Source organism: Rhizobium sp. P44RR-XXIV, from assembly GCF_001999485.2.
Taxonomy (GTDB): domain Bacteria; phylum Pseudomonadota; class Alphaproteobacteria; order Rhizobiales; family Rhizobiaceae; genus Rhizobium.
In genome coordinates, this window is the sequence record NZ_MPVZ02000023.1 from 92795 (window position 1) to 106630 (window position 13836).

16 protein-coding genes, 1 tRNA gene and 1 pseudogene are annotated in these 13836 nt (G+C 60.7%); 16 read left to right on the top strand and 2 right to left on the bottom strand.

The window, feature by feature from the left end; genetic code table 11:
* Positions 1-21: 21 nt before the first annotated feature.
* Positions 22-942 (top strand): alpha/beta fold hydrolase, encoded by a 921-nt coding sequence (locus tag BSK43_RS03265; protein ID WP_077470458.1) that lies wholly within the window; start codon positions 22-24, stop codon positions 940-942.
* Positions 943-1145: 203 nt separating this feature from the next.
* A complete protein-coding gene (locus tag BSK43_RS03270; protein WP_077470457.1) occupies positions 1146-1541 on the top strand; it encodes a cupin domain-containing protein in 396 nt (131 codons plus the stop codon).
* 63 nt (positions 1542-1604) lie between these two features.
* Here BSK43_RS03270 and BSK43_RS03275 read toward each other — a convergent pair.
* Positions 1605-1694 (bottom strand) — tRNA-Ser (locus tag BSK43_RS03275).
* A 305-nt stretch (positions 1695-1999) separates the two neighbouring features.
* On the opposite strand from BSK43_RS03275, the gene rplU reads away from it, so the two are divergent.
* The 11 genes and pseudogenes from rplU (at position 2000) to modC (ending at position 11608) form a co-directional block, all read left to right on the top strand.
* On the top strand, positions 2000-2317 hold the full coding sequence (rplU, locus tag BSK43_RS03280; RefSeq protein ID WP_004127263.1) for a 50S ribosomal protein L21: 318 nt from the start codon (positions 2000-2002) through the stop codon (positions 2315-2317).
* 32 nt (positions 2318-2349) lie between these two features.
* On the top strand, positions 2350-2619 hold the full coding sequence (gene rpmA, locus BSK43_RS03285) for a 50S ribosomal protein L27 (RefSeq protein ID WP_007790980.1): 270 nt from the start codon (positions 2350-2352) through the stop codon (positions 2617-2619).
* Between the two features lie 130 nt (positions 2620-2749).
* Positions 2750-3385 carry a GNAT family protein gene (locus BSK43_RS03290; protein WP_068390233.1) on the top strand — a complete coding sequence of 212 codons (636 nt, stop codon included), beginning with the start codon at positions 2750-2752 and terminating at the stop codon, positions 3383-3385.
* Positions 3382-3969, top strand: coding sequence for a GNAT family N-acetyltransferase (locus BSK43_RS03295; RefSeq protein WP_068390235.1), 588 nt, complete (start codon positions 3382-3384; stop codon positions 3967-3969). The genes BSK43_RS03290 and BSK43_RS03295 overlap by 4 nt, the downstream gene beginning before the upstream one ends.
* A 269-nt stretch (positions 3970-4238) precedes the next feature.
* Positions 4239-5336, top strand: coding sequence for a GTPase ObgE (gene obgE, locus BSK43_RS03300; protein WP_077470456.1), 1098 nt, complete (start codon positions 4239-4241; stop codon positions 5334-5336).
* Entirely contained in the window at positions 5333-6502 is a 1170-nt protein-coding gene (gene proB, locus BSK43_RS03305) for a glutamate 5-kinase (protein ID WP_077470455.1), read from the top strand. Before obgE ends, proB begins: the two co-directional genes overlap by 4 nt.
* The gene (locus tag BSK43_RS03310) at positions 6495-7778 is read left to right on the top strand and encodes a glutamate-5-semialdehyde dehydrogenase (RefSeq protein WP_077470454.1); all 1284 of its coding nucleotides are present in this window, start codon (positions 6495-6497) and stop codon (positions 7776-7778) included. Before proB ends, BSK43_RS03310 begins: the two co-directional genes overlap by 8 nt.
* A gap of 37 nt (positions 7779-7815) precedes the next feature.
* Complete coding sequence (locus BSK43_RS03315) at positions 7816-8397, top strand: nicotinate-nucleotide adenylyltransferase (RefSeq protein ID WP_246662488.1); 582 nt, start codon at positions 7816-7818, stop codon at positions 8395-8397.
* Positions 8398-8953: 556 nt separating this feature from the next.
* Positions 8954-9750, top strand: a pseudogene (gene modA, locus BSK43_RS03320) (molybdate ABC transporter substrate-binding protein).
* 86 nt (positions 9751-9836) lie between these two features.
* Complete coding sequence (gene modB / locus BSK43_RS03325; protein ID WP_077470452.1) at positions 9837-10538, top strand: molybdate ABC transporter permease subunit; 702 nt, start codon at positions 9837-9839, stop codon at positions 10536-10538.
* Positions 10535-11608 (top strand): molybdenum ABC transporter ATP-binding protein, encoded by a 1074-nt coding sequence (gene modC / locus BSK43_RS03330; RefSeq protein WP_077470451.1) that lies wholly within the window; start codon positions 10535-10537, stop codon positions 11606-11608. The genes modB and modC overlap by 4 nt, the downstream gene beginning before the upstream one ends.
* A gap of 9 nt (positions 11609-11617) precedes the next feature.
* Here modC and BSK43_RS03335 read toward each other — a convergent pair whose 3' ends face one another.
* Positions 11618-12001, bottom strand: a complete 384-nt coding sequence (locus BSK43_RS03335; protein WP_077470450.1) for a winged helix-turn-helix domain-containing protein — start codon at positions 11999-12001, stop codon at positions 11618-11620.
* A 155-nt stretch (positions 12002-12156) separates the two neighbouring features.
* On the opposite strand from BSK43_RS03335, the gene BSK43_RS03340 reads away from it, so the two are divergent.
* The 3 genes from BSK43_RS03340 (at position 12157) to rlmH (ending at position 13717) form a co-directional block, all read left to right on the top strand.
* On the top strand, positions 12157-12456 hold the full coding sequence (locus BSK43_RS03340) for a DUF1330 domain-containing protein (protein WP_077470449.1): 300 nt from the start codon (positions 12157-12159) through the stop codon (positions 12454-12456).
* 158 nt (positions 12457-12614) lie between these two features.
* Positions 12615-13061: a ribosome silencing factor gene (rsfS, locus tag BSK43_RS03345; RefSeq protein ID WP_068390257.1), complete on the top strand. Its 447-nt coding sequence runs from the start codon at positions 12615-12617 to the stop codon at positions 13059-13061.
* A 173-nt stretch (positions 13062-13234) separates the two neighbouring features.
* Positions 13235-13717: a 23S rRNA (pseudouridine(1915)-N(3))-methyltransferase RlmH gene (rlmH, locus tag BSK43_RS03350; RefSeq protein WP_077470448.1), complete on the top strand. Its 483-nt coding sequence runs from the start codon at positions 13235-13237 to the stop codon at positions 13715-13717.
* The last annotated feature ends 119 nt before the right edge of the window (positions 13718-13836 follow it).

Below are 13836 nucleotides of genomic sequence, written 5' to 3' on the forward strand. Positions count from 1 at the left end.
AAAACCACATAGGAGCCCACCATGATCCCCTCTGATGCCACATTCGCCGGCACCTTCCCGTTCGCACCGCATTTCACGGAAGCGCCAGGTTTCCGGATGCATTACGTCGATGAAGGACCGCGTGATGGCGAGGTCGTCCTCTGCCTGCATGGCGAGCCCACCTGGGGCTATCTCTTCCGCCATCTCGTTTCGGCCTTGAGCGGCAACTATCGCGTCGTCGTTCCCGATCACATGGGTTTCGGCAAGAGCGAAACGCCCACTGAGCGCAGCTATTGGCTACAGGACCATGTCGACAATCTGGAAGCCTTTGTCGCGGCCCTTGGGCTTACCGATATCACCCTGGTCATGCATGATTTCGGCGGCCCCGTCGGCATGGGCTTTGCCGCCCGCCAACCCCACCGCATCCGCCGCATCATCTCGGCCAACGGCCCGACACCCTTCGGCCAGGCGGACCTGATAGATCGTCTCACGGCCAATGCAGCCATATCGCCCTGGTTCCAATGGATTGCCAAGGCCGCGACAGATGGCACCCTCGAACTGGTGCTCGGCAATCTCGGCTTCAATATCCTCAGCACCCTCAAGCTCAACGGCTTCGAGAACAACGCCGTCATAACCGACACATGGATCGCCGCCTATGGCATGCCCTTCGCAAATCAGGCCGATTGTCTCGGCGCAATCGGCTGGGCAAAGGGTTTTCCCGCGAATGCCCATAGGTTCGAATCGCCTACTCCCGAGGCCGACCGCGCCATCCGCAGCAAACCGGCCTTGGCGATATGGGGAGAGACCGACAGGACGCTCCACGCAGAACACTTCCTGTCGCTCTTTTCCACGATCTTCCCCGCAGCCCCCATCGAGCGGCTTGCCGGCGTCGGGCACTATTGCTTCGAAGATGCCCCGGACACTGTCTCCGGCCTGATATCGGATTTCATCCGCCGGACCTGAGCGGCTCAAATGGAAGCCCAAAGCGAAGGAGCGGGAAATCCTTCCGCTCCCGGTGTCCTCTCATCAATCAGCCCCACCTCTTGCCGCCATAAAGCCGCGCGAGCCGCAGCCGGAAGACGCGGATATCCACGCCGGACCAATTGACATTCGCGGCCATTGTGACACCGTTCCGGATAGTTGCTGACAGAGCGTTTTGAGGCAAAATGACCAAGCGATCGCAAGCAGTTATCACCACGGCCGAAGAACGCCCGCGCGACGGATGGGACGATCCGGTCCATGGCCGCATATCCTGGCACACGCTGCTGAGCAGCGACATCACCCCCACCGACAGCATGAGCGCCGGCATCGCCGACCTCGCACCCGGCGGCGAACTCAAGCCACACCGGCACGACCCATCGGAAATCTACTTCATCTTCGCAGGAACCGGCATCGTCCAGATCGACGGTGAGGAAACAACGGTCAAATCAGGCACGACAGTCTTCATCCCCGGCAACGCCGAACACGGCATCCGCAACGAATCATCCGCCAATCTGAAATTCTTCTATGTGTTTCCGACAGGATCGTTTGCGGATGTGGTCTATCGGTTTCCGGAGGTTTGAGGCATTTCGGCTGACTATCAGTGAATCAGCTTGATCGATAGCGGCCTGAAACAAAGGCCAAAATGGCGGAGAGGGTGGGATTTGAACCCACGATGCCCTTGCAGGCATGCCGCATTTCGAGTGCGGTGCATTCGACCACTCTGCCACCTCTCCGGTTATGCTGGTCGGCGCTGTCGGGCGCGGGCTGTCTCATAGCGACAGTCGGGGGGGATGGCAAGGGCGAATATGAAAGCTTTTCATCCTTTTGCCTTGACAGATCAGGGATGCTTATATATCCCGTGCGGCGCAATAGGTGTGGATAAGTCCGTGCCTTGCCAGCCTTGCCTTGCGCAAGGTTTCACCGGCAGATCCTTTCGAGGGCAGCAAGCCTTTGAAATTCCTGCTAAGTTTCGACTGATAAAAAGACGGCCGCTCGTCCTCAAGGCGAGAGAGCCGGAACGAACATGAAAGGATAAAAAATGTTCGCAGTCATCAAGACCGGCGGTAAGCAGTACCGTGTGGCAGCCAACGACGTGCTGACCATCGAGAAGCTCGAAGTCACCGCCGGCGGCACCGTAGAATTCACCGAAGTCCTCGTTATCGGCGAAGGCGCCGACGCTGCGATTGGTGCTCCCTTCGTCAAGGGCGCTTCCGTCAAGGCCGAAGTGGTCGAGCACAACCGCGGCAAGAAGGTCATCGCCTTCAAGAAGCGCCGTCGTCAGAACTCGAAGCGTTCGCGCGGCCATCGCCAGCACCACACTGTTGTCCGTATCACGGACATCGTGGCTGCCAAGTAAGTAACGGGATCAGGGTTTAAAGGAGAACTCCAATGGCACACAAAAAAGCTGGCGGTTCATCGCGCAACGGTCGTGATTCTGAATCCAAGCGCCTTGGCGTGAAGAAGTTCGGCGGCGAAACCGTCATCGCAGGCAACATTATCGTGCGTCAGCGCGGTACGCAGTGGCATCCGGGTTCCAACGTTGGCCTCGGCAAGGATCACACGATTTTTGCGCTTACGGCGGGCAACGTGAACTACCGTACGAAGGCCAATGGCCGCGTGTACGTGTCTGTAATGCCGAAAGCGGAAGCAGCGGAATAAGCCGGTAGCGCTCTAAAACAGCCGGCGTCTCATCGACCCGGCTGACGCTACAAAGGTTCAGTCAAGAAAAAAGGGGAGATGGGGCGCCATCTCCCCTTTTTCTTTACCCTCAACCAAGGAGGACTGAACCATGCAAGGCGAATTGTTAAGGGAAGACCAATCAAGGTCTCCCGAAGAACGGCTGAGGCCGGATAGGTTAAGGACCGATTGCCCCGTCTTACTGTCGGAAAGGCTCGTTCTGCGCGCGCCCCACGAAGAAGACATCGACGCCCTTGCCCATCTCGCCAACAACGCCAATGTCGCTACTATGGTATCGCGTATGCCGCACCCGTATACGACCAATGATGCCGCCGATTTCGTGCGACGCACGAAGCTTGGCGAGATTGGCAAGTGCGTCTATGCGATTACCAAAGCCGACAACGGCGCCTTTCTCGGTTGCTGCGGGGTCGAGCCCACCGGTGATCCACGCACGGTCGAGATCGGGTACTGGCTGGGCGAGCCCTACTGGAACCAGGGCTATACGACCGAAGCGGCCCACGCTCTGGTCGACATGGTCTTCCGCACGCGTGAAAACGTCGCGCAGATCGATGCCCGTTGCCGGGTCATGAACGTCGCGTCGAGACGGGTCGTGCAGAAGTGCGGCTTCCAGTTTCAGGGGTCTGGCCTGGCCGCATCCCTGGCGCTTGGCAGCACCGTACCGGTCGAATGGTACAGGCTCGACCGCAAGACCTGGATATCGTTACGCAGCTGGGGAGGCATGAGATGAACGCGCTCGCCCTCACCCGTCGCAACGACCGTATCCTGACGCCCGGGCCGACGCCGGTCATCCAGACCGGCCGACTGACGCTGCGCCCGCACCGGCTCAGCGACGCCGATATGATCGCGGAATCGCTTTCGGATTTCGCCGTCACCCGCATGCTGGCCCGTGTCCCCGCGCCCTATGACCGGCAGGATGCGCTCGACTGGCTGGTCGAGCACACCTCCGGCCTGGGCATCGACTGGGAACTGGCCATCACCGAGCGGGATGATGCCCATATCGGCTGCGTCGGTATTGAGCTCCGCCACGGCCGCTGGCACCTCGGTTACTGGCTGAACCGCTTCTACTGGCGGCAAGGCATCATGACCGAAGCGGTCAAGGCGGCACTCGAACGTTTTGCCCGCCGCATGCCCGAAGTCGCCGTCTATTCCGGCGCCTTCGCCGACAATCCGGCGTCGCTCAAGCTGCAGCAGAAGCTCGGCTTCGAGATCACCGGTTGCTCGGAGATCTACAGCTTCGCCCGCAACACCATGGTTCCGCACATCGAAACCGTGTTGAGGCCGGGCGCGCTGCGGCTCTCGCAGGCAGCCTGAAGCCCTGAAAACCCGCTATCGCCGGCCCAACCGGCGATAGCGCCACACCGATCGCGCTGTTCTTGATGTTATGGCGTGTCGGTTGCACGATATTCTTTGACCTCAGCCCGAAGCGCCTATATCGAAGGCGACATGACGGGTAAATGGCCGGCCAATGCGCGCTTATGGATGCGCAAAGGGCGGCTGAAATCGATTAAAGAGCGCATAGGCTTTTCTAAATCCCATTCGATCCGAAGGGATATGCGCCGACACCGGGTGACGGACGTAAGATGAAATTTCTCGATGAAGCAAAAGTCTATATTCGCTCAGGCGACGGCGGCGCAGGCAGCGTCTCCTTCCGGCGCGAGAAATTCATCGAGTTCGGTGGACCGGATGGCGGCGATGGCGGCCGCGGCGGCGATGTCTGGGTCGAGGCCGTCAACGGTCTCAACACGCTGATCGACTTCCGCTATCAGCAGCATTTCAAGGCAACCATCGGCACGCATGGCATGGGCCGCAACCGCGCCGGCGCCAAGGGCGAAGACGTGACGCTGAAGGTGCCCGTGGGAACGCAGATCTTCGAGGAAGACGGTGAAACCCTGATCTGCGACATCACCCAGGAAGGCCAGCGCTTCCGCCTGGCACCGGGCGGCAATGGTGGCTTCGGCAACGCCTATTTCAAATCCTCGGTCAATCAGGCGCCCGACTGGGCCAATCCCGGCCTGCCAGGCGAAGAAAAGACCATCTGGCTGCGGCTGAAGCTGATCGCCGATGCCGGTCTCGTCGGCCTGCCGAATGCTGGCAAATCGACCTTTTTGGCCTCCGTCAGCCGTGCCCGGCCGAAGATCGCCAACTATCCGTTCACGACGCTGCATCCCAATCTCGGCGTCGCCACCATCGATGGCCAGGAATTCATCCTGGCCGACATTCCCGGCCTGATCGAAGGTGCGCATGAAGGCGTCGGCATCGGCGACCGCTTCCTCGGCCATGTCGAGCGCACGCGCGTGCTGCTGCATCTGGTCTCCGCCCAGGAAGAGAAAGTCGGCAAGGCCTACAAGACCGTGAAGCACGAGCTTGAAGCCTACGGCAACAGTATTCCCGACAAGCCTGAAATCGTCGCGCTATCGCAGATCGACGTGGTGGACGAGGAAACGCTGAAGAAGAAGACGCGCGAGCTGGCGCGGGCCTGCGGCAAGACACCTTTCCAGATTTCGGCCATCACCGGCCGCGGCATGACCGAAGTGCTGCGCGCGCTGCGCGACGTCATCGTCGAAGCCAATATGGGTGAGGCCGGCAGGCCGGCGAAGGCACCAAAGGTGCGCCATCGCGACCTGCAGAACTCCGACGATGCGGATGAGGATCACGAGGACGGGGATCAGCAGGGATGACCGCCCGCAAGCCGCTCGATCGCTACCGCCGCATCGTCATCAAGATCGGCTCTGCCCTTCTCGTCGATCGCAAGACCGGCTTGAAGAAATCCTGGCTCGACGGCATGTGCGCCGATATCGCCGCATTGAAGGCCAAGGGCATTGATGTTCTGGTCGTCTCCTCGGGCGCAATCGCGCTCGGGCGCTCCGTGCTCGACCTGCCCTCCGGCGCACTGAAGCTCGAGGAAAGTCAGGCGGCAGCAGCCGTCGGGCAGATTTCGCTCGCCCGCGCCTGGTCGGAAAGCCTGTCGCATGACGATATCGTCGCCGGCCAGATCCTGCTGACGCTTGGCGACACCGAAGAGCGCCGCCGCTACCTGAACGCCCGCGCCACGATCAACCAGCTTCTGAAAATCGGCGCCGTGCCTATTATCAACGAGAACGACACCGTCGCCACAAGCGAAATCCGCTATGGCGACAATGACCGCCTCGCCGCCCGCGTCGCCACCATGACCGGCGCCGACCTTCTGGTGCTGCTGTCTGACATCGACGGGCTTTACACCGCCCCGCCGCATCTCGATCCGCAGGCGAAATTCCTCGATACCATCGCCGAAATCACGCCCGAGATCGAGGCCATGGCCGGCGGCGCCGCTTCGGAACTGTCGCGTGGCGGCATGCGCACCAAGATCGATGCCGGCAAGATTGCCACCGGCGCCGGCTGCGCCATGATTATCGCTTCCGGCAAGACCGACCGACCGCTGAACTCGATTGAAAACGGCGCACGCTCCTCGTGGTTCGCACCGTCGGGCACGCCTGTTACTGCCCGCAAGACCTGGATTGCCGGGCAGCTGCAGCCGGCTGGCGAACTGCATGTCGACGATGGCGCGGTGACCGCGCTCGGCGCTGGCAAGAGCCTGCTGCCGGCCGGTGTGCGCAAAGTCGTCGGTCATTTCGGCCGCGGCGACACGGTTGCCGTCATCGGACCTACCGGCCGCGAAATCGCCCGCGGCCTTGCCGGCTACGACGCCGAAGAGGCGCGTCAGATCACCGGTCGCAAGTCGGCGGAGATCGAGGCTATCCTCGGCTATGCCGGCCGCGCCGCCATGGTGCATCGCGACGACCTCGTCATGACCGCTTCCGTCAAGGCGAAGGCCGAGAAATTGAATAAGGATGAAGCCCATGCTTGATACTGTCGCACAAAGCCCCGACATCGACGCGCTGATGAACGATATCGGCCGCAAGGCCCGGGCTGCGTCGCGACCGTTGGCCTTCGCCTCGACAGAAAGCAAGAACAGGGCGCTTGCCGCCATGGCGGATGCCATTCTCGCTCGCAAGGATCATATCCTCGCCGAAAATGCCAAGGACCTGAAAGACGTGGAAGGCACCGATATGCTCGCCTCCTTCGTCGATCGCCTGACGCTGAACGACAAGCGCGTCACTGAGATGGCCGAAGGTATCCGCGCCATCGCCGCGCTGGCCGATCCGGTCGGTGAAGCGATTGCCGCCTGGGATCGTCCGAACGGGTTGAAGATCGAGCGCGTCCGTACGCCGCTCGGCGTCATCGGCGTCATCTTCGAAAGCCGGCCGAACGTGACGGCCGATGCCGGCGCATTGTGCCTGAAGGCCGGCAATGCCGTTATCCTTCGCTGCGGCAGCGATTCGCGTCGCTCCTCGCAGGCGATCCATGAATGCCTGGTCGAAGGGCTGAAGGCAGCTGGCCTGCCGGAACACGCCATTCAGCTCGTGCCCGTTAGCGACCGCGCCGCCGTTGGCGCCATGCTGCGCGGGCTCGAGGGCAATATCGACGTCATCGTGCCGCGCGGCGGCAAGAGCCTTGTCGGTCGCGTGCAGACCGAGGCGCGCGTACCGGTCTTTGCCCATCTCGAAGGTATTTGCCACATCTATATCGACGCTTCGGCGGATCTGGACATGGCAAAATCCATCGTCGTCAACGCCAAGATGCGTCGCACAGGCGTCTGCGGTGCTGCGGAAACTTTGCTGGTCGACAAGAAGGTCGCCTCCACCCACCTGAAGCCTTTGCTCGACGGACTTGCCGCGGCGGGCTGCGAAATCCGGGGTTCGGCTGACGTACTCAGCCTTGAGCCCGACATCAAGGCTGCAACGGAAGAGGACTGGACGACGGAGTATCTGGCGGCAATCATTTCTGTTGCCCTCGTCGACGGCATTTCCGGCGCCATCGATCACATCGGCAAATATTCGTCCAACCATACCGAGGCCGTCATCGCCGAAGATCCCGATGTCGTCGGGCGCTTCTTCACCGAGATCGATTCGGCGATCCTGCTGCACAATGCGTCGACGCAATTTGCCGATGGCGGCGAATTCGGCATGGGCGCGGAAATCGGTATCGCCACCGGCAAGATGCACGCCCGCGGCCCTGTCGGCGTCGAGCAGCTGACATCCTTCAAATATCGCGTGCGCGGCGCCGGACAGATACGGCCCTGACGTGCTGAAAGAAGAGATCGATCAACGCTATCTGCGCATGCCCCATGCCGAGCGCGGCATGGTGGTCGGTCTTTTCGGCGGCTCCTTCAATCCGCCGCATCGCGGCCACGCGCTTGTGGCCGAGATCGCCATTCGCCGACTCGGCCTCGATCAGCTCTGGTGGATGGTGACGCCGGGCAATCCGCTGAAGAACCATAATCACCTTGCGCCGCTGGCCGAACGTGTTGCACTCAGCGAAATGGTCGCCCGCGATCCGCGTATCAAGGTGACGGCGTTCGAACAGACGCTTGGGCTGAGCTACACTGCCAATACGCTGGCGCATATAAAGGCGCGCAACACCCGGGTGCATTTCATCTGGATCATGGGTGCCGACAGCCTCAATACGTTCCATCGCTGGCAAAAATGGCAGGAGATCGCTCGTACCTTCCCCATCGCCGTCATCGACCGGCCAGGATCGACGCTGTCCTACCTCTCCGCCAAGATGGCAAAGACATTTCACTACGCGCGCGTCGACGAGGATGACGCCCGCGTGCTCTGGAAGAGACAGGCGCCGGCCTGGACATTCATCCATGGGCCAAGATCGACACTCAGCTCGACAGCCTTGCGCGCAGGACAATAACCAACGAAATTTTTAGGAAGATTTAAAAATGAAAAGCCCGACGGGGGAGGAGGATCCGTCGGGCTTTAATCCTGATCAGCAACTGGGAGGAGGATAGTTGCTGATCCATATCTAGCGGCATTGGGAGGAGGAGATCGCCGCTTCGATGCTTATGTTTTAGCAGCTTCCGCCGAATAATAAATCGCCGATTGCGCAATGCAGCAATGCATTAGATACATGGCTTCAAAAAATTTCTGCCCAAAAAACGCTTCTTTCACAAATCGCGCGTCGTTCGAGGCGCATTCTCATGATCGAGCCATCCACCAAATATCGCGATAACCCACGGTTCGTAACGTTACGTGTTGTTTCGTGAGCGTTCGCCAATCCGGTGGGCGAATCCAGTCATGCGTTTTTGCAGCATCTAGACGCCTTAATATGCACCGCAGAATAGAAAACCCATAAAATTCGTGGGGTTACGCATTCATGACACGATATATTTTTCCAAACACATCCCTAGTCAAGTTTCGCCCGTCGTTATATCTCTCGAAACATGTCGACATCTTTGGGGAGAAATAAGATGGCTACGAATAGACGCCGATGGATCAAACTTGCAACCGCCGCAGTATCAGCCGCTTGGCTCGGCCTGTCGGTCATCCCGACGCCGGCGCTCGCCGCCGACAAGATCGTGGTTTTTGCCGCCGCCAGCATGAAGAACGCGCTCGATAATGTCGATGCCGCCTTCACCAAGGAAACCGGCAAGGAGGTCACCGTCTCCTATGCTGCAAGCGGACCGCTTGCAAAACAGCTTGAAAACGGCGCGCCGCCGACATCTTCATTTCCGCCGACACCAACTGGATGGATTATGTCGCCGGCAAGAAGCTGATCAAGGACGACAGCCGGGTGAACCTCCTCGGCAACAAGCTCGTTCTGGTCGCCGCCAAGGACAAGGCTAAGCCCGTCGACATCAAGCATGGCTTCGATCTGGCAGCCCTTCTCGGCGATGGCCGCCTGGCGATCGGCCAGCCGGAATCGGTGCCGGCAGGCAAATACGGCAAGACGGCGCTGGAAAAGCTGGGCGTCTGGGCTTCCGTTGAAAAGAAGGTCGCCGGCGCCGAAAGCGTACGTGCCGCACTCGCGTTGGTTTCGCGCGGCGAAGCGCCCTACGGCATCGTCTACCAGACCGACGTCTCGGCAGATCCGGGCGTTGCCGTCGTCGGTACTTTCCCAGCGGACAGCCACCCGCCGATCGTCTACCCGATCGCCATCACCGCCAGCAGCAAGAACCCCGACGTCCAGGCCTATTTCGACTATCTGAAATCGGCTAAGGCTGTTCCCTTCTTCGAGCATGAGGGCTTCACGATCCTGAAGCAGTGAGCGTCATCACCGCAAATCAGGCATGACAGTTCAACCATCAGGCTCGCCGACCCATGGCGGGCCTGAGATGTTTTAAGGGGCGGGATTTGGACGCATTGGGTTTGAGCAGCGACGAATGGACGGCGATCGAGCTGAGCCTGCGCGTTTCTATCGTCGCCATGCTGGTCAGCCTGCCCTTCGGCATCGCAGCCGCCTATCTGCTGGCGCGCGGCCGCTTCTGGGGCAAATCGATCCTCAACGGCATCATTCATCTGCCGCTGATCCTGCCGCCTGTCGTGACCGGCTTCATCCTTCTCATCCTCTTCGGCCGCAAGGGGCCGATCGGCTCATTGCTCGACCAATATCTCGGCCTCGTCTTTTCCTTCCGTTGGACGGGTGCGGCCCTTGCCTGCGGCGTCATGGGCTTTCCTCTGATGGTCCGCAGCATCCGTCTGTCGATCGAAGCCGTCGACCGCAAGCTGGAGGAAGCCGCCGGTACACTCGGCGCCAACCCGGCATGGACCTTCCTGACGGTAACCTTGCCGCTCATCCTGCCCGGCGTCATCGCCGGGATGATCCTATCCTTTGCCAAAGCCATGGGCGAGTTCGGCGCCACCGTCACCTTCGTCTCCAATATTCCCGGCGAGACCCAGACCCTGTCTTCGGCCATCTATACCTTCACCCAGGTTCCGGGGGGCGATGCCGGGGCGATGCGGCTGACCATCGTCGCCGTCATCATTTCCATGGCCGCCCTGCTCGCCTCGGAATTTCTTGCCTATCTCGCCGGCCGGAGGGTGGATTTCGAATGACCCTCTCCGTCGATATCCGCCACCGTCTCGGCGCTTTCTCGCTGGAGGCCGTGTTTACCTCCGAGGGCGGGGTGACGGCCCTTTTCGGCCGCTCGGGCTCCGGCAAGACGTCGATCATCCGCATTATCGCCGGGCTGATCCGGCCCGACCATGGCCGCATCAGCCTTGACGGCGCCGTGCTCGCCGACACCGACGAAAAAGTTTTCGTTCCACGCCACCGCCGGCGCTTCGGCTATGTCTTCCAGGAGGCCCGCCTGTTCCCGCATCTCTCCGTGCGGCAGAACCTCAACTATGGCCGCTGGTTCGCACCCAGAGGCGAGCGCAGCGAGAGCTTTGACGGCGTGGTCGATCTTCTCGGCATCGGCCCATTGCTCGACCGCAGGCCGACCAAACTCTCCGGCGGCGAGAAGCAGCGCGTCGCGATCGGCCGGGCACTCCTGTCGTCGCCCCGGCTGCTGTTGATGGACGAACCGCTGGCAGCACTCGATGAGGCCCGGAAAGCGGAAATACTGCCCTATCTCGAACGGTTGCGCGACGAGACGAAGATACCGATCATCTATGTCAGCCACTCGATCGCCGAAGTGGCGCGGCTGGCGAACCGCGTCGTCGTCATGCGCGATGGCAAGGTGGAAACGATCGGCGCCGCGACCGACATCTTCAGCCAGCTTACCGGCCCGCTGGCAGCCGACAGGCGCGAGGCGGGCGTGCTGCTGGAAGGCCGCGTCGAGGACATCGATACCAGGCATAATTTGACGGTCGTGGCCTTGAAGGCAGCGAGGCTCTTCGTGCCCGGCCAGGCGGCCGCTGTCGGCAAGACAGTGCGTGTCCATATCCCCGCCCGCGACGTCATGCTGGCAACCGCAAGGCCCGAGGGCCTCAGCGCGCTGAACATCCTCGAAGGCGTGGTGCGCGATATCGCCATGATGGCCGATGGAACGGCGGAGGTGAAAGTCGATTGCGGCGGGGACGCCGTATTTGCGCGCATCACGCAATTCTCCGCCGAGCGGCTGGGCCTGCGAGCTGGCCTGCCAGTCCATGCGATCATAAAGACCGTGGCGCTCGAACAATAAAGGGTTGGATCAGGGCTTCTCGGTCGGGGTATCGTCGGCACTGCGATTGGCTTCGAGCCAATCCAGATCGTCAGCTATGGCGGCGCGCAGCGTCGTCTCCATGCCGCGAAAGCGCCGCAGCAGTTCCTCGCCGAAAGGCGTCAGCGCCGCGCCGCCGCCCTTCTGGCCGCCGCGTTGCGATTCGACAACCGGCTCCCGGAACATGTGGTTCAACTCGCTGATGAGCAGCCACGCCCGGCGATAGGACATGTCCATGGCGCGGCCGGCAGCGGAGATCGAGCCCGTCTCCCGAATATGCTCGAGAAGCTCCATCTTGCCGCGCCCAAGTCGGTCCTGCCCCGAAAAATGGATGCGAAGGATGGGCTTTAGCGATGGCTGCGGAGTGTCGGTCATGGCATCTGGGATGTTGGATCTACTTTTCTATACGCGGCCTTCGCGCGCCTGTACATGGGACGCAGATGACCTATCTGACATGAAGAATCACGCGCATCCACGCCCGAAACAACAGCGATGCGAGATCATGCTCTAACATGTAGATGGGAGCAGCCATGTCGGCCTATATCATCTCCGACGTCACGGCCAAGGACGCCGAAGCATTCCAGACCTATCGAAGCCGCGCCGCCGCCTCCATAGCCCATTATGGCGGCCGCTATCTCGTTCGCGGCGGCGATGTGGAGCAATTGGAAGGCAAGTGGTTGCCGCGAGCAATCATCATCGTCGAGTTTCCCGACATCGAGCAGGCGCGGATCTGGTATCGCTCGCCGGAATATGCCCTTGCCCTTAAGGTTCGCGATCAGGCCCTCAGCCGCAACCTCATTCTTGTCGACGGAGTGAGCCCGGAAGGCTGATTTTTGGCTTTCGGTGCGAATATTCTCCATATCTGGTGCGAAAGCGCCCCATTCAGACACAAATCCTTGTCTTTGCGGCCTGTAGAACGTCGCCTGCGTCTTGAAACCTTTATGCTTTGATGCCTATCTTTATGGTGTGATCGACTCAGATCGCATATGTGCCTGTTCTGTTACTCAAGGAAGGAAGAGCACTGACAACAGTACACGCCAAGGGGAGAGCGCCTGTCGTTATCCCGAAGAGCTCGGAACGTGGCGTCGATGCCGCTGCCCGCGCCCTGCAAGCCGTCCTCGTAAGCCTCGAGGACTCCAAGGCCGAAAATATCGTCACCATCGACATTGCTGGCAAGTCTGCGCTCGGAGACCATATGGTCGTCGTCTCCGGTCGATCGAGCCGTCATGTCCTGGCGATTGCCGACCATCTCATGACCGATCTCAAGGACGAGGGCTTCGGCAATGCCCGCGTCGAGGGTCTGGATGGCGGTGACTGGGTGTTGATCGACACCGGCGACATCATCATTCATGTCTTCCGTCCCGAGATCCGCGAGTTCTACAACATCGAAAAGATGTGGGCAGCACCCGATCTCGACGAAGGCACGCTGCACTAGCCGAGCGACGCGCATTTCCTGGGAAAGCGCACAGCGGTTTTCCATCCGGAATGCGAAAATGCTCAAAAAGCGCCGTTCCCGGCCCTGGCTGGCAGCTCTCAATCGCCGGACATGACTGTCCGGCAAGGGTTTTGTTTTGTGCCGCCATCATGGCGGATATGCTTGGAGCGGGAATGCGAATAGGTCTTTTTGCTGTGGGGCGGTTGAAAACCGGCCCTGAGAAGGATCTTGCGGCTCGCTATCTCGACCGCTTTGCCAAAGCCGGGCCGGCTATCGGCCTGGAACTGGCCCGCATGACCGAAGTTGCCGAAAGCCGCGCATCCAACGGCGAAACCCGCAAGCGTGAGGAAGCCGGGCTGCTGCAAAAGGCGCATCCCGAAGGCGGCGTCCTCATCCTTCTCGACGAACGTGGCAAGGCTCTGGACAGCGAAGCCTTTGCCGCCATGCTTGGCACGTTCCGCGATCAGGGCAAGCGCGATCTGACGATTGCCATCGGTGGCGCAGACGGCCTCGACCCATCCCTTTACGACAAGGCCGACATGACCCTATGCCTCGGCAAATTGACATGGCCGCACCAGCTCGTGCGCATTCTCATCGCCGAACAGCTGTACCGCGCCGTCACCATCTTGTCCGGACACCCCTATCACCGGGTGTGACTTCGGGCCGCCGTGGGCTGCTCCTTCGAAAACAGTTTGGCTTCCGGGCTTTTTGCGTTAACGAAACGCTCACACAGGCGTGTTTTGATTCCCGCCTTAAAATTGATGATGCTTCCCAG

Excerpts from the sequence above, each read along its gene's own strand:
- BSK43_RS03265 (WP_077470458.1), top strand. The coding sequence starts at position 22 with ATGATCCCCTCTGATGCCACATTCGCCGGCACCTTCCCGTTCGCACCG.
- BSK43_RS03270 (WP_077470457.1), top strand. The coding sequence starts at position 1,146 with ATGACCAAGCGATCGCAAGCAGTTATCACCACGGCCGAAGAACGCCCG.
- rplU (WP_004127263.1), top strand. The coding sequence starts at position 2,000 with ATGTTCGCAGTCATCAAGACCGGCGGTAAGCAGTACCGTGTGGCAGCC.
- rpmA (WP_007790980.1), top strand. The coding sequence starts at position 2,350 with ATGGCACACAAAAAAGCTGGCGGTTCATCGCGCAACGGTCGTGATTCT.
- BSK43_RS03290 (WP_068390233.1), top strand. The coding sequence starts at position 2,750 with ATGCAAGGCGAATTGTTAAGGGAAGACCAATCAAGGTCTCCCGAAGAA.
- BSK43_RS03295 (WP_068390235.1), top strand. The coding sequence starts at position 3,382 with ATGAACGCGCTCGCCCTCACCCGTCGCAACGACCGTATCCTGACGCCC.
- obgE (WP_077470456.1), top strand. The coding sequence starts at position 4,239 with ATGAAATTTCTCGATGAAGCAAAAGTCTATATTCGCTCAGGCGACGGC.
- proB (WP_077470455.1), top strand. The coding sequence starts at position 5,333 with ATGACCGCCCGCAAGCCGCTCGATCGCTACCGCCGCATCGTCATCAAG.
- BSK43_RS03310 (WP_077470454.1), top strand. The coding sequence starts at position 6,495 with ATGCTTGATACTGTCGCACAAAGCCCCGACATCGACGCGCTGATGAAC.
- BSK43_RS03315 (WP_246662488.1), top strand. The coding sequence starts at position 7,816 with ATGCCCCATGCCGAGCGCGGCATGGTGGTCGGTCTTTTCGGCGGCTCC.
- modC (WP_077470451.1), top strand. The coding sequence starts at position 10,535 with ATGACCCTCTCCGTCGATATCCGCCACCGTCTCGGCGCTTTCTCGCTG.
- BSK43_RS03335 (WP_077470450.1), bottom strand. The coding sequence starts at position 12,001 with ATGACCGACACTCCGCAGCCATCGCTAAAGCCCATCCTTCGCATCCAT.
- BSK43_RS03340 (WP_077470449.1), top strand. The coding sequence starts at position 12,157 with ATGTCGGCCTATATCATCTCCGACGTCACGGCCAAGGACGCCGAAGCA.
- rlmH (WP_077470448.1), top strand. The coding sequence starts at position 13,235 with ATGCGAATAGGTCTTTTTGCTGTGGGGCGGTTGAAAACCGGCCCTGAG.